This window comes from Enterobacter cloacae complex sp. 372C4, from assembly GCF_050030615.1.
Classification (GTDB): domain Bacteria; phylum Pseudomonadota; class Gammaproteobacteria; order Enterobacterales; family Enterobacteriaceae; genus Enterobacter; species Enterobacter intestinihominis.
The window spans coordinates 2882035-2900394 of record NZ_JBLGUQ010000001.1 but is presented as its reverse complement, the minus strand read 5'-3'; the positions used below and the strand labels follow the sequence as shown (position 1 = coordinate 2900394).

The window sequence follows — 18360 nt, the reverse complement described above, 5'->3', positions numbered from 1 at the left end:
CCCTGAGCGTTAGCTCAGGGCTTTTAATAAGTGGCGGAACGGACGGGACTCGAACCCGCGACCCCCTGCGTGACAGGCAGGTATTCTAACCGACTGAACTACCGCTCCACCGAATACTTCTGTAACCACCGGATTAATGCACCGGCTTACTACTTAATTTGATGCCTGGCAGTTCCCTACTCTCACATGGGGAGACCCCACACTACCATCGGCGCTACGGCGTTTCACTTCTGAGTTCGGCATGGGGTCAGGTGGGACCACCGCGCTAAAGCCGCCAGGCAAATTCTGTTAATCTGTATCAGGCTGAAAATCGTGTCTGTCTCTTCGCCGAAACAGCTTCGGCGTTGTAAGGTTAAGCCTCACGGTTCATTAGTATCGGTTAGCTCAACGCATCGCTGCGCTTACACACCCGACCTATCAACGTCGTAGTCTTCAACGTTCCTTCAGGAGACTTAAAGTCTCAGGGAGAACTCATCTCGGGGCAAGTTTCGTGCTTAGATGCTTTCAGCACTTATCTCTTCCGCATTTAGCTACCGGGCAGTGCCATTGGCATGACAACCCGAACACCAGTGATGCGTCCACTCCGGTCCTCTCGTACTAGGAGCAGCCCCCCTCAATTCTCCAGCGCCCACGGCAGATAGGGACCGAACTGTCTCACGACGTTCTAAACCCAGCTCGCGTACCACTTTAAATGGCGAACAGCCATACCCTTGGGACCTACTTCAGCCCCAGGATGTGATGAGCCGACATCGAGGTGCCAAACACCGCCGTCGATATGAACTCTTGGGCGGTATCAGCCTGTTATCCCCGGAGTACCTTTTATCCGTTGAGCGATGGCCCTTCCATTCAGAACCACCGGATCACTATGACCTGCTTTCGCACCTGCTCGCGCCGTCACGCTCGCAGTCAAGCTGGCTTATGCCATTGCACTAACCTCCTGATGTCCGACCAGGATTAGCCAACCTTCGTGCTCCTCCGTTACTCTTTGGGAGGAGACCGCCCCAGTCAAACTACCCACCAGACACTGTCCGCAACCCGGATTACGGGTCTACGTTAGAACACCAGCCATTAAAGGGTGGTATTTCAAGGTTGGCTCCACGCAGACTGGCGTCCACGCTTCAAAGCCTCCCACCTATCCTACACATCAAGGACCAGTGTTCAGTGTCAAGCTATAGTAAAGGTTCACGGGGTCTTTCCGTCTTGCCGCGGGTACACTGCATCTTCACAGCGAGTTCAATTTCACTGAGTCTCGGGTGGAGACAGCCTGGCCATCATTACGCCATTCGTGCAGGTCGGAACTTACCCGACAAGGAATTTCGCTACCTTAGGACCGTTATAGTTACGGCCGCCGTTTACCGGGGCTTCGATCAAGAGCTTCGCGTTGCCGCTAACCCCATCAATTAACCTTCCGGCACCGGGCAGGCGTCACACCGTATACGTCCACTTTCGTGTTTGCACAGTGCTGTGTTTTTAATAAACAGTTGCAGCCAGCTGGTATCTTCGACTGATTTCAGCTCCGTCCGCAGGGACTTCACCTACACATCAGCGTGCCTTCTCCCGAAGTTACGGCACCATTTTGCCTAGTTCCTTCACCCGAGTTCTCTCAAGCGCCTTGGTATTCTCTACCTGACCACCTGTGTCGGTTTGGGGTACGATTTCGTGTTACCTGATGCTTAGAGGCTTTTCCTGGAAGCAGGGCATTTATCACTTCAGCACCGTAGTGCCTCGTCATCACACCTCAGCGTTAACAAGGTACCGGATTTACCTGGAACCTCCGCCTACATGCTTAAACCGGGACAACCGTCGCCCGGCTGACATAGCCTTCTCCGTCCCCCCTTCGCAGTAACACCAAGTACAGGAATATTAACCTGTTTCCCATCGACTACGCCTTTCGGCCTCGCCTTAGGGGTCGACTCACCCTGCCCCGATTAACGTTGGACAGGAACCCTTGGTCTTCCGGCGAGCGGGCTTTTCACCCGCTTTATCGTTACTTATGTCAGCATTCGCACTTCTGATACCTCCAGCACCCCTCACAGGACACCTTCAACGGCTTACAGAACGCTCCCCTACCCAACAACACATAGTGTCGCTGCCGCAGCTTCGGTGCATGGTTTAGCCCCGTTACATCTTCCGCGCAGGCCGACTCGACCAGTGAGCTATTACGCTTTCTTTAAATGATGGCTGCTTCTAAGCCAACATCCTGGCTGTCTGTGCCTTCCCACATCGTTTCCCACTTAACCATGACTTTGGGACCTTAGCTGGCGGTCTGGGTTGTTTCCCTCTTCACGACGGACGTTAGCACCCGCCGTGTGTCTCCCGTGATAACATTCTTCGGTATTCGTAGTTTGCATCGGGTTGGTAAGCCGGGATGGCCCCCTAGCCGAAACAGTGCTCTACCCCCGAAGATGAGTTCACGAGGCGCTACCTAAATAGCTTTCGGGGAGAACCAGCTATCTCCCGGTTTGATTGGCCTTTCACCCCCAGCCACAGGTCATCCGCTAATTTTTCAACATTAGTCGGTTCGGTCCTCCAGTTAGTGTTACCCAACCTTCAACCTGCCCATGGCTAGATCACCGGGTTTCGGGTCTATACCCTGCAACTTAACGCCCAGTTAAGACTCGGTTTCCCTTCGGCTCCCCTATACGGTTAACCTTGCTACAGAATATAAGTCGCTGACCCATTATACAAAAGGTACGCAGTCACCCCATAAAGAGGCTCCCACTGCTTGTACGTACACGGTTTCAGGTTCTTTTTCACTCCCCTCGCCGGGGTTCTTTTCGCCTTTCCCTCACGGTACTGGTTCACTATCGGTCAGTCAGGAGTATTTAGCCTTGGAGGATGGTCCCCCCATATTCAGACAGGATACCACGTGTCCCGCCCTACTCTTCGAGTTCACAGCAAGTGTGCTTTCGTGTACGGGACTATCACCCTGTACCGTCGGACTTTCCAGACCGTTCCACTAACACACAAGCTGATTCAGACTCCGGGCTGCTCCCCGTTCGCTCGCCGCTACTGGGGGAATCTCGGTTGATTTCTTTTCCTCGGGGTACTTAGATGTTTCAGTTCCCCCGGTTCGCCTCGTTAACCTATGTATTCAGTTAACGATAGTGCAACGGATTGCACTGGGTTTCCCCATTCGGACATCGCCGGGTCAAAGGTTCATATCACCTCGCCGGCGCTTTTCGCAGATTAGCACGTCCTTCATCGCCTCTGACTGCCAGGGCATCCACCGTGTACGCTTAGTCGCTTAACCTCACAACCCGAAGATGTTTCACTTCTGATTGCGAAAATTTGAGAGACTCGAACACACATGAGCTGTGTGTCGTTTCAATTTTCAGCTTGATCCAGATTTTTAAAGAGCAAAACTTCGCAGTGCACCTTTTCAGGTTCACTCTGAAGTTTTCTTGTGTTCGCAGTAAAGGATGGTGGAGCTATGCGGGATCGAACCGCAGACCTCCTGCGTGCAAGGCAGGCGCTCTCCCAGCTGAGCTATAGCCCCATCGTTTGTAATCTCTGTACCGCTCATCCTTTAAAAGGAGTTTGGTAGGCCTGAGTGGACTTGAACCACCGACCTCACCCTTATCAGGGGTGCGCTCTAACCACCTGAGCTACAAGCCTGCAGAGATTTTTTACTGCTGTTTTTCATCAGACAATCTGTGTGAGCACTGCAAAGGCAGGTTCTTTAAGGTAAGGAGGTGATCCAACCGCAGGTTCCCCTACGGTTACCTTGTTACGACTTCACCCCAGTCATGAATCACAAAGTGGTAAGCGCCCTCCCGAAGGTTAAGCTACCTACTTCTTTTGCAACCCACTCCCATGGTGTGACGGGCGGTGTGTACAAGGCCCGGGAACGTATTCACCGTGGCATTCTGATCCACGATTACTAGCGATTCCGACTTCATGGAGTCGAGTTGCAGACTCCAATCCGGACTACGACGCACTTTATGAGGTCCGCTTGCTCTCGCGAGGTCGCTTCTCTTTGTATGCGCCATTGTAGCACGTGTGTAGCCCTACTCGTAAGGGCCATGATGACTTGACGTCATCCCCACCTTCCTCCAGTTTATCACTGGCAGTCTCCTTTGAGTTCCCGGCCTAACCGCTGGCAACAAAGGATAAGGGTTGCGCTCGTTGCGGGACTTAACCCAACATTTCACAACACGAGCTGACGACAGCCATGCAGCACCTGTCTCAGAGTTCCCGAAGGCACCAAAGCATCTCTGCTAAGTTCTCTGGATGTCAAGAGTAGGTAAGGTTCTTCGCGTTGCATCGAATTAAACCACATGCTCCACCGCTTGTGCGGGCCCCCGTCAATTCATTTGAGTTTTAACCTTGCGGCCGTACTCCCCAGGCGGTCGACTTAACGCGTTAGCTCCGGAAGCCACGCCTCAAGGGCACAACCTCCAAGTCGACATCGTTTACGGCGTGGACTACCAGGGTATCTAATCCTGTTTGCTCCCCACGCTTTCGCACCTGAGCGTCAGTCTTTGTCCAGGGGGCCGCCTTCGCCACCGGTATTCCTCCAGATCTCTACGCATTTCACCGCTACACCTGGAATTCTACCCCCCTCTACAAGACTCTAGCCTGCCAGTTTCGAATGCAGTTCCCAGGTTGAGCCCGGGGATTTCACATCCGACTTGACAGACCGCCTGCGTGCGCTTTACGCCCAGTAATTCCGATTAACGCTTGCACCCTCCGTATTACCGCGGCTGCTGGCACGGAGTTAGCCGGTGCTTCTTCTGCGGGTAACGTCAATCGACAGGGTTATTAACCCTGTCGCCTTCCTCCCCGCTGAAAGTACTTTACAACCCGAAGGCCTTCTTCATACACGCGGCATGGCTGCATCAGGCTTGCGCCCATTGTGCAATATTCCCCACTGCTGCCTCCCGTAGGAGTCTGGACCGTGTCTCAGTTCCAGTGTGGCTGGTCATCCTCTCAGACCAGCTAGGGATCGTCGCCTAGGTGAGCCGTTACCCCACCTACTAGCTAATCCCATCTGGGCACATCCGATGGCAAGAGGCCCGAAGGTCCCCCTCTTTGGTCTTGCGACGTTATGCGGTATTAGCTACCGTTTCCAGTAGTTATCCCCCTCCATCAGGCAGTTTCCCAGACATTACTCACCCGTCCGCCACTCGTCAGCAAAGCAGCAAGCTGCTTCCTGTTACCGTTCGACTTGCATGTGTTAGGCCTGCCGCCAGCGTTCAATCTGAGCCATGATCAAACTCTTCAATTTAAGTTTGATGCTCGTGAATTAAACTTCGTAATGAATTACGTGTTCACTCAGAGACTTGGTATTCATTTTTCGTCCGAGGACGTTAAGAATCCATGTCACTTTGAGTGCCCACACAGATTGTCTGATAAATTGTTAAAGAGCAGTTGCGACGCGCTTCAGCGCTCTGTCGCGAGGTGGCGTATATTACGCTTTCCTCTTTCAGAGTCAACCCGTTATTTCAGGATTTTTTCTCTTCAACCGACCGGGTTGTCTGTGAAGTGATTCACATCCGCCGTGTCGATGGAGGCGCATTATAGGGAGCCGCCGAGGAATGACAAGCGGAAAAATGCATTTTTATTTCAACCGCTCACCTTTTCACCAAAACGTCTATTTTTGGTGCTTTTTAATCTCTTTTGGCAGATCTGCCAGACTAGTTATCACCCAGTCAGCTGCATTTTCTGCTTCTGGGGTGACTGGTTTACCGGTCCGCACTAATACTTTGGTTCCCACACCTGCCGCCGCCGCTGCCTGCATATCCTCCAGTTTATCGCCCACCATAAAAGACGCGGCCATATCAATGTGCAGGAATTCCTGTGCAGAGATAAACATGCCCGGGTGTGGCTTACGGCAATCACATGTCTGACGATACGCTTCTACTGTTCCCTGTGGATGATGCGGACAATAATAGATGCCATCAAGATCGACGCCACGATCGGCCAGAGACCAGTCCATCCATTCCGTCAGCGTCTCGAACTGCGCTTCGGAGAATTTACCCCGGGCGATACCGGACTGATTAGTTACCACCACCAGCGCATAGCCCATCTCTTTCAGCTGGCGCATGGCATCTATTACGCCCTCGATAAATTCGAACTCATCAATCTCATGGACGTAACCGTGATCCACATTAATTGTGCCGTCACGATCGAGAAAAATTGCGGGTACAGATTTTGCCACCGGTTTGCTCCTGAAAAAGGCTTGTTCAGCTAGTATCTCATGAATCGCAGCGCAATAAAGTGCTCATCGCACAGAGGTGGATTGATTTAGACGTCTGGATGCCTTAACATCCATTTTGTTTACGGTCATTCCCCGTATCTGGCAGAAGAAAATGCCACGGCTAACTTACATACGATAAAAATAATCTAATGATTAAACTTTCCAATATCACCAAAGTGTTCCAGCAGGGGAACCGAACCATTCAGGCGCTGAACAACGTCAGCCTGCATGTGCCTGCTGGTCAGATTTATGGCGTCATTGGCGCATCGGGTGCGGGTAAAAGTACGCTGATCCGGTGTGTTAACCTGCTTGAGCGCCCGACCCAGGGCAGCGTAGAAGTTGGCGGCCAGGAGCTTACCGCTCTCTCAGAAAAAGAACTCACCAAAGCGCGTCGCCAGATTGGCATGATTTTCCAGCACTTTAACCTGCTGGCCTCACGCACGGTTTTTGGAAACGTGGCGTTGCCGCTGGAGCTGGATAACACACCAAAAGAAGAGGTTACCCGACGCGTCACCGAACTGCTGGATCTGGTTGGGCTGGGTGATAAGCATGACAGCTACCCGGCCAACCTCTCAGGCGGGCAAAAGCAGCGTGTAGCAATCGCTCGCGCGCTGGCAAGCAACCCAAAAGTGCTGCTGTGTGATGAAGCCACCAGCGCGTTAGATCCGGCCACCACGCGTTCTATCCTGGAACTGCTGAAAGACATTAACCGTCGTCTGGGCCTGACTATCCTCCTTATCACGCACGAAATGGACGTGGTGAAGCGTATCTGTGACTGCGTCGCCGTCATCAGCAACGGTGAGCTGATTGAGCAGGACACGGTCAGCGAAGTCTTCTCGCACCCGAAAACGCCTCTGGCTCAGCAGTTCATTCAGTCCACACTGCATCTGGATATTCCGGAAGATTATCTGGAACGTTTAAAAACAGACGCAACGCCTGACAGCGTCCCGATGCTGCGCATGGAGTTCACGGGCCAGTCCGTTGACGCACCGCTGCTGTCCGAAACCGCGCGTCGCTTTAACGTGAATAACAACATTATTAGCGCGCAGATGGATTACGCCGGCGGCGTGAAGTTCGGCATCATGCTGACGGAAATGCACGGCACGCAGGAAGAAACCCAGGCGGCAATTGCCTGGCTGCAAGAACATCACGTAAAAGTAGAGGTGCTGGGTTATGTCTGAGCCGATGATGTGGCTACTGGTTCGCGGCGTTTGGGAAACGCTGGCAATGACCTTCGTATCGGGCTTTTTTGGTTTTGTGATTGGGCTGCCGGTCGGCGTACTGCTGTACGTCACGCGCCCGGGTCAAATTATTGAAAACGCGAAGCTGTATCGCACGCTCTCTGCGCTGGTGAACATTTTCCGTTCTATACCGTTTATTATCCTGCTGGTGTGGATGATTCCGTTTACACGCGTTATTGTCGGGACGTCGATTGGTTTGCAGGCGGCAATTGTCCCGCTAACCGTAGGCGCCGCGCCGTTTATCGCCCGTATGGTGGAAAACGCCCTGCTGGAAATCCCAACAGGCCTGATTGAAGCTTCCCGCGCTATGGGTGCGACGCCAATGCAGATCGTTCGCAAAGTTCTGCTGCCTGAGGCGCTGCCTGGGCTGGTGAATGCAGCAACCATCACGCTTATCACCCTGGTCGGTTATTCCGCGATGGGCGGCGCCGTGGGTGCTGGCGGTTTAGGCCAGATTGGATATCAGTACGGCTATATTGGCTATAACGCTACCGTAATGAATACCGTTCTGGTATTGCTGGTTGTGCTGGTTTACTTAATCCAATTCTCTGGCGATCGTATCGTCCGGGCTGTTACGCATAAATAACGTTACAAACAACACAAACTCGACGAGTTAAGGATATAACATGGCGTTTAAATTTAAGACCTTTGCAGCAGTAGGCGCACTGATTGGTTCGCTGGCACTGGTGGGTTGCGGTCAGGACGAAAAAGATCCGAACCACATCAAAGTAGGCGTTATCGTCGGTGCAGAGCAGCAGGTTGCTGAGGCCGCGCAGAAAATCGCGAAAGAAAAATATGGCCTGGACGTTGAGCTGGTGACCTTCAACGATTACGTTCTGCCGAACGAAGCGCTGAGCAAAGGCGACATTGACGCTAACGCCTTCCAGCATAAACCGTACCTGGATCAACAGATCAAAGATCGCGGCTACAAGCTGGTTGCTGTCGGTAACACCTTCGTTTACCCAATTGCCGGTTACTCCAAGAAAATTAAATCTCTGGATGAACTCCAGCCGGGTTCACAGGTTGCCGTCCCTAACGACCCAACCAACCTTGGCCGTTCGCTGCTTCTGCTCCAGAAAGTGGGCCTGATTAAACTGAAAGAAGGTGTTGGCCTGTTGCCGACCGTTCTGGACGTCACCGAAAACCCGAAAAATCTGAAAATTGTTGAACTGGAAGCCCCTCAGCTGCCACGTTCTCTGGACGATGCACAGATCGCGCTGGCCGTTATCAACACCACTTACGCCAGCCAGATCGGCCTGACCCCTGCGAAAGATGGCATCTTCGTTGAAGACAAAGATTCCCCGTACGTCAACCTGATCGTGACTCGCGAAGACAACAAAGACGCGGAAAACGTGAAGAAATTCCTTCAGGCATATCAGTCTGAAGAAGTTTACCACGAAGCCAATAAGGTGTTTAACGGCGGCGCTGTTAAAGGCTGGTAATCTCACCTCAGTGTAATATCATCAAGACGGGCATTTGCCCGTCTTGTCATTTGTGCGGTCAACTGCTTCAATATCTGACGTTTTGATTATCCACTGAGGAACTATTATGCGTGCTTTACCGATCTGTCTTTTAGCACTGATGCTGAGCGGCTGTTCTATGCTAAGCAGATCTCCTGTTGAACCCGTTCAAAGCACTGCAACCCCGCCAAAAGCGGAGCCAGCAAAACCGAAAGCGCCTCGCGCTGCGCCGGTACGTATTATTACTAAAGCCGACGAGCTGGTCGGTAAGCCATTCCGTGAACTGGGCGAAGTGAGCGGCGAATCCTGCCAGGCAACGAATCAGGACTCCCCTCCAAATATCCCAACAGCCCGCAAGCGTATGCAAATCAACGCGTCGAAAATGAAAGCCAACGCGGTGCTGCTGCACAGTTGCGAGGTCACCAGTGGTACGCCGGGCTGCTACCGTCAGGCGGTATGTATCGGTTCTGCGCTTAACATCACGGCGAAATGAGTTCATTTCAGTTCGAGCCGATAGGCGTTATCCGCTCCCCTTATAAAGAAAAGTTCGCCGTGCCGCGTCAGCCGGGACTGGTCCTTAACGGCGGCGGCGAGCTGCATCTTGTCGCGCCGTATAATCAGGCCGATGCAGTGCGCGGGCTTGAGGCATTCAGCCATTTATGGGTGGTGTTTGTGTTTCACCAGACCATGGAAGGCGGCTGGCGTCCTACCGTGCGTCCTCCTCGTCTGGGCGGAAATGCCAGAATGGGAGTTTTTGCCACCCGCTCAACGTTCCGACCGAATCCAGTCGGGATGTCGCTGGTCGAATTGAAAGGGATACGCTGTCAGAAAGATCGGGTGATCCTGGAGTTAGGTAGCCTTGACCTGGTTGATGGTACGCCGGTCATCGATATTAAACCTTACCTGCCCTTCGCCGAAGCGCTGCCGGATGCCCGTGCAAGCTATGCTCAGGACGCCCCACAGGCAGAGATGCCGGTTTACTTCACATCTGAAATAACGACGCAAATCAGCCAGCTGGAAAAGCGCTATCCTCGTCTGCGTGACTTTATCGTCGAAGTCCTGGCGCAGGACCCTCGTCCCGCCTACCGCAAAGAGGAAGACGCAGGAAAAACGTACGCCGTCTGGCTGCTGGACTTTAACGTGCGCTGGCGCGTAACTGATGCAGGTTTTGAAGTGTTTGCCCTGGAACCCAGGTAATTTTGTTCTCCTCTCTTTTGGCATCTTTGCCACACTGGTAAACTAAACCACTTTTTTTGTGTCAGGCTGGTGTTTCAGCCTGTTCCAATCGTCGAAATGGAACCGTAACAACATGCGTACTAGCCAATATCTGCTCTCCACTCTGAAGGAGACACCTGCCGACGCCGAGGTGATCAGCCACCAGCTGATGCTGCGCGCCGGGATGATCCGCAAGCTGGCCTCCGGGTTATACACCTGGCTGCCGACCGGCGTGCGCGTCCTGAAAAAAGTCGAAAACATCGTGCGTGAAGAGATGAACAACGCCGGTGCTATCGAGGTGTTAATGCCGGTCGTTCAGCCCTCTGAACTGTGGCAGGAGAGCGGTCGCTGGGAGCAGTACGGTCCTGAACTGCTGCGTATTGCCGATCGTGGCGATCGTCCATTCGTCCTCGGCCCAACGCATGAAGAAGTGATCACCGATCTGATCCGTAACGAGCTGAGCTCTTACAAACAGCTGCCGCTGAACTTCTTCCAGATCCAAACCAAGTTCCGTGACGAAGTGCGCCCACGCTTTGGCGTGATGCGCTCTCGCGAATTCCTGATGAAAGATGCCTACTCTTTCCATACTTCTCAGGAATCACTGCAAGAGACCTACGACAAAATGTACGTGGCCTACAGCAAAATCTTCTCCCGCATGGGGCTGGATTTCCGTGCTGTACAGGCTGATACCGGTTCAATCGGCGGTAGCGCCTCTCATGAATTCCAGGTTCTGGCGCAGAGCGGCGAAGACGATGTAATTTTCTCTGACTCCTCTGATTACGCCGCCAACATTGAGTTCGCAGAAGCGCTGGCACCAAAAGAACCACGCGGCGCGGCAACGCAAGAGATGACGCTGGTTGATACGCCAAACGCGAAAACCATCGCTGAGCTGGTTGAACAGTTTAATCTGCCGATCGAAAAAACCGTGAAAACCCTGCTGGTGAAATCGGCTGAAGGCAGCGCTTACCCGCTGGTAGCCCTGCTGGTCCGTGGCGATCACGAGCTGAACGAAGTGAAAGCCGAGAAGCTGCCGCAGGTTGCCAGCCCGCTGACCTTCGCAACGGAAGCCGAAATCCGCGCCGTGGTGAATGCAGGTCCTGGTTCTCTGGGTCCGGTGAACATGCCTGTTCCTGTGGTCATTGACCGCACCGTTGCGGCAATGAGCGACTTCGCTGCGGGCGCAAACATCGACGGTAAACACTACTTCGGCATCAACTGGGATCGTGACGTGGCGACGCCGGAAGTGGCTGACATCCGTAACGTGGTCGCAGGCGATCCAAGCCCGGACGGCAAGGGTACCCTGATGATTAAACGCGGTATCGAAGTAGGCCACATCTTCCAGCTGGGCGATAAGTACTCGCGCGCAATGAACGCTGCCGTTCAGGGCGAAGATGGTCGTAACCAGGTTCTGACCATGGGCTGCTACGGCATTGGGGTAACGCGCGTTGTTGCGGCCGCTATCGAGCAGAACTATGACGAACGCGGAATCGTCTGGCCGGATAACATCGCGCCGTTCCAGGTGGCGATCCTGCCAATGAACATGCACAAGTCTTACCGCGTGCAGGAGCTGGCAGAGAAACTCTACGCTGAGCTGAGCGCGAAAGGTATCGACGTGCTGATGGATGACCGTAAAGAGCGTCCTGGCGTGATGTTTGCTGATATGGAACTGATCGGTATTCCACACACCATCGTCATCGGCGACCGTAACCTCGACAGCGATGAGATTGAATACAAGTACCGTCGCAACGGCGAAAAACAGATGATCAAGACGGGCGACATTCTTGATTACCTGGTGAAAGCCATCAAAGGCTAAGAAACAAAAAAACCCCGCCAGTGCGGGGTTTTTTAATGGCTATAACTTATTTGCTTTCGCAGTCTTTACCCGCAGCAAACTTCGCGTCTTTATCTGCCACCAGCGTTTTCACCAGCTCACCGCTATCGGGGTTTGGCTCCAGCGTAAAATGCCCTTCAACCGTCAGCAACACTGGTTTGCTGTCGTTACCGCGCGCGACGGCATAGTCACGCTCCAGCTGGGCATTGTTCGCCACGCTGACTTTCTTCCCGGTTGCACAGTCAGTGAAGATTGCCGCATCCGCCATGTAGAAATACATCCCTCGCATCGCCATTGGGGTTGCAGGCAGGGTCGCTTTTACCGGGGCCAGCGTGTAGTTGAACTGGGATTCAATCGGATTGCCTTCGCGATCGAGCATCTCCATCCCCTCGCCTTTGGCGCGGAAATACGTTTTATCGCCCGTGGTATCAGTCAATACCAGCTTTTCAGCCGTACGCGCCCATGTTCCGTATGTTGCAAAAGAAGACGGCTCTTTCGCCCCCTGATAGCGCTGGTTCATCACCCAGGTGCCATCTTTTTGCAGGAACAGAGAGGTTTCGATGCCTTCACAATCTGCACATGGCAATACGCCGCGCCAGCTCTGCTGCATCGGCTTCAATTCTTCGTTTTGCGTTAGCTGTAGTATCTGTGTTTCTGAACGGTTGTTACAGCCAAAAAGCGCGAACAGGCTTGTCACGGCCAGCGCTGATAATAATGCTTTTTTCACAATACATTCCTTATGAAAAAGTGTGTCCCTTTCGTCACATTACGGATGACGGACTTTGCCACGCAGTGACTTTACGGTGGATTTCTGCGCCTTCGATGACAACCGACGTTCTTTCGATGCCCGCGTTGGACGTGTTGCCCGGCGACTTTTTTGTACAGCCGTCAGCTCTTTTATGACCGCCGCCAGTCTGGAAAGTGCCGCTTCCCGGTTCATTTCCTGGCTGCGATATTCCTGCGCTTTAATCACAATCACACCTTCACTGGTGATCAGATGATGGCTGGCGGCGAGCAGGCTTTCTTTATAATACTCTGGCAGGCTGGAGGCCCGGATGTCAAAGCGCAAATGGATAGCCGTTGAGGCCTTGTTAACGTGCTGCCCCCCTGCGCCCTGAGCACGGATGGCGGTGATCTCCAGCTCGTGATCAGGGATGCTGACGTTTCGGGACAACTCAATCATGATACGGGCTGCCAGGCCGTGAGATGAATTTCCAGATTATTCTGAGAATCGGAAAGCCAGATGGCGCCGTCCTGAATCGTTGCCTGAAGCGCCATTGTCCGGCTGGCGAACGCGCTCAGCTGTGCCAGTTGTTCATCATCCAGATACCAGACGGTAAGATTTTGGAACTGCGCACATTTATTTTTGTTTTGCTGCCACCAGATCTCCGCCGCGCGCTGGTTATAGGCAAACAACGCCACTTCAGCTGACTGGGTGCACGCCTTTTTGATCCGGCGTTCATCCGGCAGGCCAAGCTCAATCCATAAATCGATACCCAGATGATCGTTGCGCAGCCAGGCTTCCGGTTCATCTTCCGCGCTTAAACCCCGGGTAAATTGCAGACGCTCGTCGGCATACTTAATCCACGCCAGCAGGCGCAGCATCATGCGCTCCTGGGTTTCAGAAGGGTGACGCGCCAGCGTCAATGACGCATCCAGAAACTGGTTACGGTCAAGATCCGCCACATTGACCACAGCTTTATAAATTGTCGCTTTCAGCGCCATGAGAGAACTCCTTTCGAATCAGGCGTACATTGTAGCGAAAACCGCAGCAAAAGGCTGTTACGAGGTGGTGGCACCCCGTTATCAAGGCGCTGATATTGCTTAAATGAGTATGGTATAGTCACCTTGCTAAACCGAGTTTAACTTCGTAGGCTTAATGATATCTCACAGTAAGTCAGTACGCTGGCAGGAGGTGATGTGAATAATTATTGTGAGTTGATTCGCAGACGGTATGCGGAAATTGCCAGCGGAGATCTGGGGTACATCCCGGATGCGTTGGGCTGTGTATTGAACGTGCTGAATGAAGTGGCCTCTGATGAGAGCCTTTCTGAATCGGTCAGGGAAAAAGCAGCGTATGCTGCGGCGAATTTACTGGTGAGCGATTATGTCGATGAATGATACCTATCAACCCATCAATTGTGATGACTATGACAACCTCGAACTCGCCTGCCAGCATCATTTAATACTGACGCTGGAGCTAAAAGATGGCGAAGTGCTAAAGGCAAAGGCCAGCGATCTGGTTTCCCGTAAAAATGTGGAATATCTGGTTGTGGAAGATGCAGGTGCAACGCGTGAGTTACGCCTCGACAAAATTGCCAGTTTCAGCCATCCGGAAATCGGCACCGTCGTGGTGAGCGAATCCTGATAACCAACGGGCAGCCAGGCTGCCCGTTACGCTTTCCATTGAAAATTGACACCCGCTTCAGCCCACCCTTCCTGGGTAATAAACACACCTGCCGCCGCGATGAGCGTGTCGCCGTAAAACAGAAGCGGCGTGGTATCACGTCGCCAGGGCGGAACGTTCTGTTCCTGCCAGATTTTCTTCAGTTTACGCCCGCCGTTACGCCCAACGATATGCAGCATGCCGCTGGCCCTGAAGCGTATGGTGACGTTCTCGTCCGGCTCAGGTAGACGCACATTGCCCGAATGGCTTAACGCAACGACACCGGCATTCAACGGTAGCGTTAGTGCTTTTTCCGGCGACGGCCAGTCGAGCACAACGTCAGCCAGCGACGGCACAGATTTCACCCACCAGAGTTGCTCTTTATAGCGCCTGACGTCATAACCATTCAGGTGTATACACGGTGCGGCATCTTCCCGCGCCTGTGCAACTTCTTCCCAGATACGGTTGAGCATCGCCCGGGACGGCATAACCGCACGGTGGGAAGCCAGCCAGCGACGAATCAGAGCAGCCCGACGCACGGGGCTCATCACTTTCAACGGCGCAATGTTCAGGGCACCGTCAGCGGTAGTCAGCGTATTCAGCTCCCCGCTCAGCAACTCATCCAGCAAGCTTTCCTGTTCAGCACAAAGCATGGCACTTCTGGCCACCGCTTCGGAAAAATGGGCCCAGCGCTCACTCAGCAGCGGTAAGACGCGCAGGCGCAGGAAGTTACGGTCGTAACTGTCGTCCTGATTGCTTTCGTCTTCAATCCAGCGCAGATGATGTTGCTGCGCCCAGGCTTCCAGTGATGCGCGCGTCTCACCCAGTAGCGGGCGGATGAGCTCTGTTTCAGCAAAACCAGCACGCTCAGGCATGGCGGATAAACCCGCAGGCCCGCTGCCCCGCTTGAGCGCCAGTAAAAACGTCTCGCACTGGTCGTCCAGATGCTGCGCGGTGACCAACGCTTCTCCAGGCTGTAACGCGCCGGAAAACGCGGCGTAGCGGGCTTTGCGCGCCTGCGCCTCAATACCCAGCCCTTCATCCTCAAGCGTGACGCGTTCAACGATTAGCGGGATCGCCCACCCTGAGCACACCGCTTCGCAGTGCGCCACCCAGTCGTCGGCATGGGGGCTTAAGCCGTGATGGATATGCATCGCCCGCAGCTGGACGTCAGGCTCACGGTCGCGCCAGAGCTTAAGACGGTGCAGCAAAACGGTGGAATCCAGGCCACCGCTGAACCCCACCAGCAGCTGGCGGTAGGGTGAAACGGCGTGCGCGATAGCGGGTAAGGTCATAGGAAATTACACATAAAAAATGCCCGAACTGAACGGGCATTATCACACATGACGGCGATTACTGCTGATAAAGCTCCAGCGGCAGCCCGTCCGGATCGTTGAAAAAAGTGAAACGTTTATCGGTGAAGGGATCGATGCGAATTGCTTCACAGGCCACGCCGTGGGCTTCCAGATGCTTTACCGCGCTGTCCAGGTTATCGACGCTGAAGGCCAGGTGGCGCAGGCCGCAGGCTTCCGGGCGCGAAGGACGCGCTGGCGGGAAAGGAAAAGAGAACAGTTCAATCACATATTGTCCGTTTAACGCCAGATCGCCTTTCCAGGAATCGCGCTCCTCGCGGTAGGTCTCGCTCAACAGCGTAAAGCCGAGAATGTCGCAGTAAAAGGCCTTACTTTTCGCGTAATCGGTGGCAATGATCGCAATATGATGAACAGCTTTTAAACCCAGCATAGTTTCTCCTTTTTATGATGTCCTGAACGTTACAACCGACAACCCGCCCCTGGCAAGCGGCCCCTTTTATTTTAGGACTCTCACCCAGTACACGCCGTTATCATCGCGTTTCGCACCGTGAATATCCGTCTCAAAGCCCGGATAGTGGCGCCCTATCGAACAGAGCATCAGCAGAAAATCGAGCACCGCCCGGCTCTCCTCGGTGATCATCTCGCCCGGCATCAGCAGCGGTACGCCCGGCGGATAAGGCAGGATCATGTTGGCTGATACCCGCCCGACCAGGTTCTCCAGCTCAATGGTTTCAACCTCCCCTTTCACCTGGCGCTGCCACGCCCTGTGCGGCGTCAGCTTCATTTCAGGCAGAACATCAAATGCCTGCAGCATCAGGCGCGGCAGATCGTGCTGGCGGATCAGCCTGTGGATCCCCTGGGCCAGATCCTGAATACGCATATTGCGGTAGAAGTCAGGATCTTCCGCGTAGAGATCCGGCAGCATATTCTTCACCCGCAGGTTAAGATCGTATGCGCGCTTAAACTCCATCAGTCCGCGCAGCAGCCCCATCGCGCGGGTTTTATCGATCCCGATACTGAACAGGAACAGCAAATTATAGGGGCCGGTTTTCTCCACCACCACGCCGCGCTCATCAAGGAACTTCGCCACCAGCGCAGCCGGGATCCCTTCCTCACCCATCACACCCTGCTCATCCATACCCGGCGTCAGGATCGTCACCTTAACCGGATCGAGGAACATGTGGTCTGCATCAGCATCCCGAAAACCGTGCCAGCTCTCCCCCGGCGCGACGGGCCAGCATTCTGCTTCATCAATCTCTTCCGGCTGCCAGATATCAAAGAACCAGCCGTCCGCTTCATCTTTAAGTCGCTGAACCTCTTTTCGGAAATGCAGCGCCCGCTCCACCGAACGATTAATAAGGCGTTTCCCGGGATTACCGCGCAGCATCGCCGCCGCCGTTTCGATGGACGCCACAAGCGGGTAGCTGGGCGACGTGGTCGTGTGCATCATGAAGGCTTCGTTGAAGGTGTCCTCGTCGTACTCACCCTTGATGTGAATGAGAGACGCCTGGGAAAACGCGGCCAGCATTTTGTGCGTCGACTGCGTCTCGAAGAACACCTTGCCCGGCACCCGCTCGCCGCTCATCCCACTTTTACCCGAGTAAATCGGGTGGAAATTGGTGTAAGGCACCCACGCGGAGTCAAAGTGAATCGACGGCACGTCCAGCGTCTGCTTGATCCAGTTCGTGTTGTAAAGCAGCCCGTCATAGGTGGAGTTGGTGATCACCGCATGCACAGGCCAGCTTGCCTCGGGGATCGCCGCGATCTTATTTTCAATGGCTTCATGCGCGAACTCACGGCGAGGAATGCCGCCGAGGATCCCCAGCGCATTACGCGTGGGAGACAGCCAGAGCGGCACGACGTCACTCATCATCAGCAAATGCGCCAGTGATTTATGGCAGTTTCGGTCAATCAGCAACGTGCTACCGGCAGGCGCGGCGTACATGCCGACGATCTTGTTCGACGTTGAGGTTCCGTTGGTCACCATGTAGCTCTGCTCGGCACCAAAGGTCCGGGCGATGTACTCTTCGGCTTCCAGATGCGGGCCGGTATGATCCAGCAGAGAGCCTAACTCGGTGACCGAAATCGACACGTCCGCCTTCAGCGTGTTACCGCCAAAGAAATCATAGAACAGGCATCCCACCGGGCTTTTTTGATAGGCCGTTCCCGCCATGTGGCCTGGCGTACAGAAGGTGTACTTCCCTTCATTCACATAGGTGAACAGCGCACGCGTAAACGGCGGGGTGATGTTATCCAGATATTCGCCGGTGTACTGCTGAATGCGGGTCGCAATGTCCTCGGCAACGCCGAGTGAGTATTCGAAGAACCACAGCGCCATACGCATATCGTGGGCGCTGACGTCCATGGTCGAGTGAGTGTTGATAAAGGCGTACAGCGGAAGATATTCGTTGAGCTTATTGATCTCGCTGCACAACTCCATGTCGTATTCGTCCCAGTCGAATATCACGCCACAGATGCGCGGATTGTGTTCGATGAATTTCAGCAGGTCGGCGCTGTTTTGCGGCCAGATTAGCTGATATCCGCGTGCTTTAAGGGCCTGCTCAAGCTCCTTGATGGGTTCGTCTTTATAAAAGACGCCGTGTGGCCCCATGATGGCAATGATGTTCATGGTTTACCTCCTTGAAAAACATCAGATAAGCATAGTTAAGGTAAACGGCAGGTATAAAAAAAGCCGCAACAATGTGCGGCTTT

Annotated in this window: 15 protein-coding genes, 3 tRNA genes and 3 rRNA genes; 8 read left to right on the top strand and 13 right to left on the bottom strand. The window is 53.8% G+C overall.

Annotated features, from left to right (window positions below):
* Nucleotides 1–31: 31 nt before the first annotated feature.
* The 7 genes from ACQG11_RS13885 to gmhB all read right to left on the bottom strand — a co-directional run bounded on the left by ACQG11_RS13885 (nt 32) and on the right by gmhB (nt 6163).
* A tRNA-Asp gene (locus ACQG11_RS13885) sits at nt 32–108 on the bottom strand.
* 55 nt (nt 109–163) lie between these two features.
* Nucleotides 164–279, bottom strand: a 5S ribosomal RNA gene (gene rrf / locus ACQG11_RS13880).
* Between the two features lie 69 nt (nt 280–348).
* Nucleotides 349–3253, bottom strand: a 23S ribosomal RNA gene (locus ACQG11_RS13875).
* A 170-nt stretch (nt 3254–3423) separates the two neighbouring features.
* Nucleotides 3424–3499, bottom strand: a tRNA-Ala gene (locus ACQG11_RS13870).
* A 42-nt stretch (nt 3500–3541) separates the two neighbouring features.
* Nucleotides 3542–3618: transfer RNA gene (locus tag ACQG11_RS13865), tRNA-Ile, on the bottom strand.
* Between the two features lie 70 nt (nt 3619–3688).
* Nucleotides 3689–5230 (bottom strand): 16S ribosomal RNA (locus tag ACQG11_RS13860).
* The 16S, 23S and 5S rRNA genes sit together here with 3 tRNA genes alongside, the layout of an rRNA operon.
* 366 nt (nt 5231–5596) lie before the next feature.
* A complete protein-coding gene (gmhB, locus tag ACQG11_RS13855; protein ID WP_048965728.1) occupies nt 5597–6163 on the bottom strand; it encodes a D-glycero-beta-D-manno-heptose 1,7-bisphosphate 7-phosphatase in 567 nt (188 codons plus the stop codon).
* 188 nt (nt 6164–6351) lie between these two features.
* Here gmhB and metN point away from each other — a divergent pair, with 188 nt between their 5' ends.
* The 6 genes from metN to proS all read left to right on the top strand — a co-directional run bounded on the left by metN (nt 6352) and on the right by proS (nt 11931).
* Complete coding sequence (gene metN / locus ACQG11_RS13850; RefSeq protein WP_006810022.1) at nt 6352–7383, top strand: methionine ABC transporter ATP-binding protein MetN; 1032 nt, start codon at nt 6352–6354, stop codon at nt 7381–7383.
* Entirely contained in the window at nt 7376–8029 is a 654-nt protein-coding gene (locus ACQG11_RS13845) for a methionine ABC transporter permease MetI (protein WP_003856130.1), read from the top strand. Before metN ends, ACQG11_RS13845 begins: the two co-directional genes overlap by 8 nt.
* A 40-nt stretch (nt 8030–8069) precedes the next feature.
* A complete protein-coding gene (gene metQ, locus ACQG11_RS13840; RefSeq protein ID WP_275062409.1) occupies nt 8070–8885 on the top strand; it encodes a methionine ABC transporter substrate-binding lipoprotein MetQ in 816 nt (271 codons plus the stop codon).
* A 106-nt stretch (nt 8886–8991) separates the two neighbouring features.
* Nucleotides 8992–9396, top strand: coding sequence for an Rcs stress response system protein RcsF (gene rcsF / locus ACQG11_RS13835; protein WP_003856133.1), 405 nt, complete (start codon nt 8992–8994; stop codon nt 9394–9396).
* Nucleotides 9393–10100 carry a tRNA (N6-threonylcarbamoyladenosine(37)-N6)-methyltransferase TrmO gene (tsaA, locus tag ACQG11_RS13830; RefSeq protein ID WP_023299375.1) on the top strand — a complete coding sequence of 236 codons (708 nt, stop codon included), beginning with the start codon at nt 9393–9395 and terminating at the stop codon, nt 10098–10100. The genes rcsF and tsaA overlap by 4 nt, the downstream gene beginning before the upstream one ends.
* 112 nt (nt 10101–10212) lie before the next feature.
* Nucleotides 10213–11931, top strand: a complete 1719-nt coding sequence (proS, locus tag ACQG11_RS13825) for a proline--tRNA ligase (RefSeq protein WP_023299374.1) — start codon at nt 10213–10215, stop codon at nt 11929–11931.
* Between the two features lie 46 nt (nt 11932–11977).
* Here proS and nlpE read toward each other — a convergent pair whose 3' ends face one another.
* The 3 genes from nlpE to ACQG11_RS13810 are packed head-to-tail and all read right to left on the bottom strand — an operon-like array spanning nt 11978 to nt 13674.
* Nucleotides 11978–12676 (bottom strand): envelope stress response activation lipoprotein NlpE, encoded by a 699-nt coding sequence (gene nlpE / locus ACQG11_RS13820; RefSeq protein WP_426728439.1) that lies wholly within the window; start codon nt 12674–12676, stop codon nt 11978–11980.
* Nucleotides 12677–12715: 39 nt separating this feature from the next.
* Nucleotides 12716–13132 (bottom strand): alternative ribosome rescue aminoacyl-tRNA hydrolase ArfB, encoded by a 417-nt coding sequence (gene arfB / locus ACQG11_RS13815; protein ID WP_022647119.1) that lies wholly within the window; start codon nt 13130–13132, stop codon nt 12716–12718.
* The gene (locus ACQG11_RS13810; protein ID WP_426728438.1) at nt 13129–13674 is read right to left on the bottom strand and encodes a YaeQ family protein; all 546 of its coding nucleotides are present in this window, start codon (nt 13672–13674) and stop codon (nt 13129–13131) included. Before ACQG11_RS13810 ends, arfB begins: the two co-directional genes overlap by 4 nt.
* Before the next feature lie 195 nt (nt 13675–13869).
* Between ACQG11_RS13810 and ACQG11_RS13805 the strand changes: the two genes are divergently transcribed.
* Nucleotides 13870–14070 carry a YaeP family protein gene (locus ACQG11_RS13805; RefSeq protein WP_003856146.1) on the top strand — a complete coding sequence of 67 codons (201 nt, stop codon included), beginning with the start codon at nt 13870–13872 and terminating at the stop codon, nt 14068–14070.
* Nucleotides 14057–14317, top strand: coding sequence for a Rho-binding antiterminator (rof, locus tag ACQG11_RS13800; protein ID WP_003856148.1), 261 nt, complete (start codon nt 14057–14059; stop codon nt 14315–14317). The genes ACQG11_RS13805 and rof overlap by 14 nt, the downstream gene beginning before the upstream one ends.
* A 26-nt stretch (nt 14318–14343) precedes the next feature.
* On the opposite strand, the gene tilS is transcribed toward rof, so the two are convergent.
* From tilS to ACQG11_RS13785, 3 genes are all read right to left on the bottom strand, one after another.
* A complete protein-coding gene (gene tilS, locus ACQG11_RS13795) occupies nt 14344–15630 on the bottom strand; it encodes a tRNA lysidine(34) synthetase TilS (RefSeq protein WP_063150265.1) in 1287 nt (428 codons plus the stop codon).
* Nucleotides 15631–15688: 58 nt separating this feature from the next.
* Nucleotides 15689–16078, bottom strand: coding sequence for a VOC family protein (locus ACQG11_RS13790; RefSeq protein WP_426728437.1), 390 nt, complete (start codon nt 16076–16078; stop codon nt 15689–15691).
* Nucleotides 16079–16144: 66 nt separating this feature from the next.
* Complete coding sequence (locus ACQG11_RS13785; protein WP_058677790.1) at nt 16145–18277, bottom strand: lysine decarboxylase LdcC; 2133 nt, start codon at nt 18275–18277, stop codon at nt 16145–16147.
* Between the last annotated feature and the right edge of the window lie 83 nt (nt 18278–18360).

Bases quoted from the DNA above. Each gene is read 5' to 3' on its own strand.
- proS (WP_023299374.1), top strand. From the start codon at position 10,213: ATGCGTACTAGCCAATATCTGCTCTCCACTCTGAAGGAGACACCTGCC.
- arfB (WP_022647119.1), bottom strand. From the start codon at position 13,132: ATGATTGAGTTGTCCCGAAACGTCAGCATCCCTGATCACGAGCTGGAG.
- tsaA (WP_023299375.1), top strand. From the start codon at position 9,393: ATGAGTTCATTTCAGTTCGAGCCGATAGGCGTTATCCGCTCCCCTTAT.
- ACQG11_RS13810 (WP_426728438.1), bottom strand. From the start codon at position 13,674: ATGGCGCTGAAAGCGACAATTTATAAAGCTGTGGTCAATGTGGCGGAT.
- tilS (WP_063150265.1), bottom strand. From the start codon at position 15,630: ATGACCTTACCCGCTATCGCGCACGCCGTTTCACCCTACCGCCAGCTG.
- ACQG11_RS13845 (WP_003856130.1), top strand. From the start codon at position 7,376: ATGTCTGAGCCGATGATGTGGCTACTGGTTCGCGGCGTTTGGGAAACG.
- metQ (WP_275062409.1), top strand. From the start codon at position 8,070: ATGGCGTTTAAATTTAAGACCTTTGCAGCAGTAGGCGCACTGATTGGT.
- metN (WP_006810022.1), top strand. From the start codon at position 6,352: ATGATTAAACTTTCCAATATCACCAAAGTGTTCCAGCAGGGGAACCGA.
- rof (WP_003856148.1), top strand. From the start codon at position 14,057: ATGTCGATGAATGATACCTATCAACCCATCAATTGTGATGACTATGAC.
- ACQG11_RS13790 (WP_426728437.1), bottom strand. From the start codon at position 16,078: ATGCTGGGTTTAAAAGCTGTTCATCATATTGCGATCATTGCCACCGAT.
- ACQG11_RS13785 (WP_058677790.1), bottom strand. From the start codon at position 18,277: ATGAACATCATTGCCATCATGGGGCCACACGGCGTCTTTTATAAAGAC.
- rcsF (WP_003856133.1), top strand. From the start codon at position 8,992: ATGCGTGCTTTACCGATCTGTCTTTTAGCACTGATGCTGAGCGGCTGT.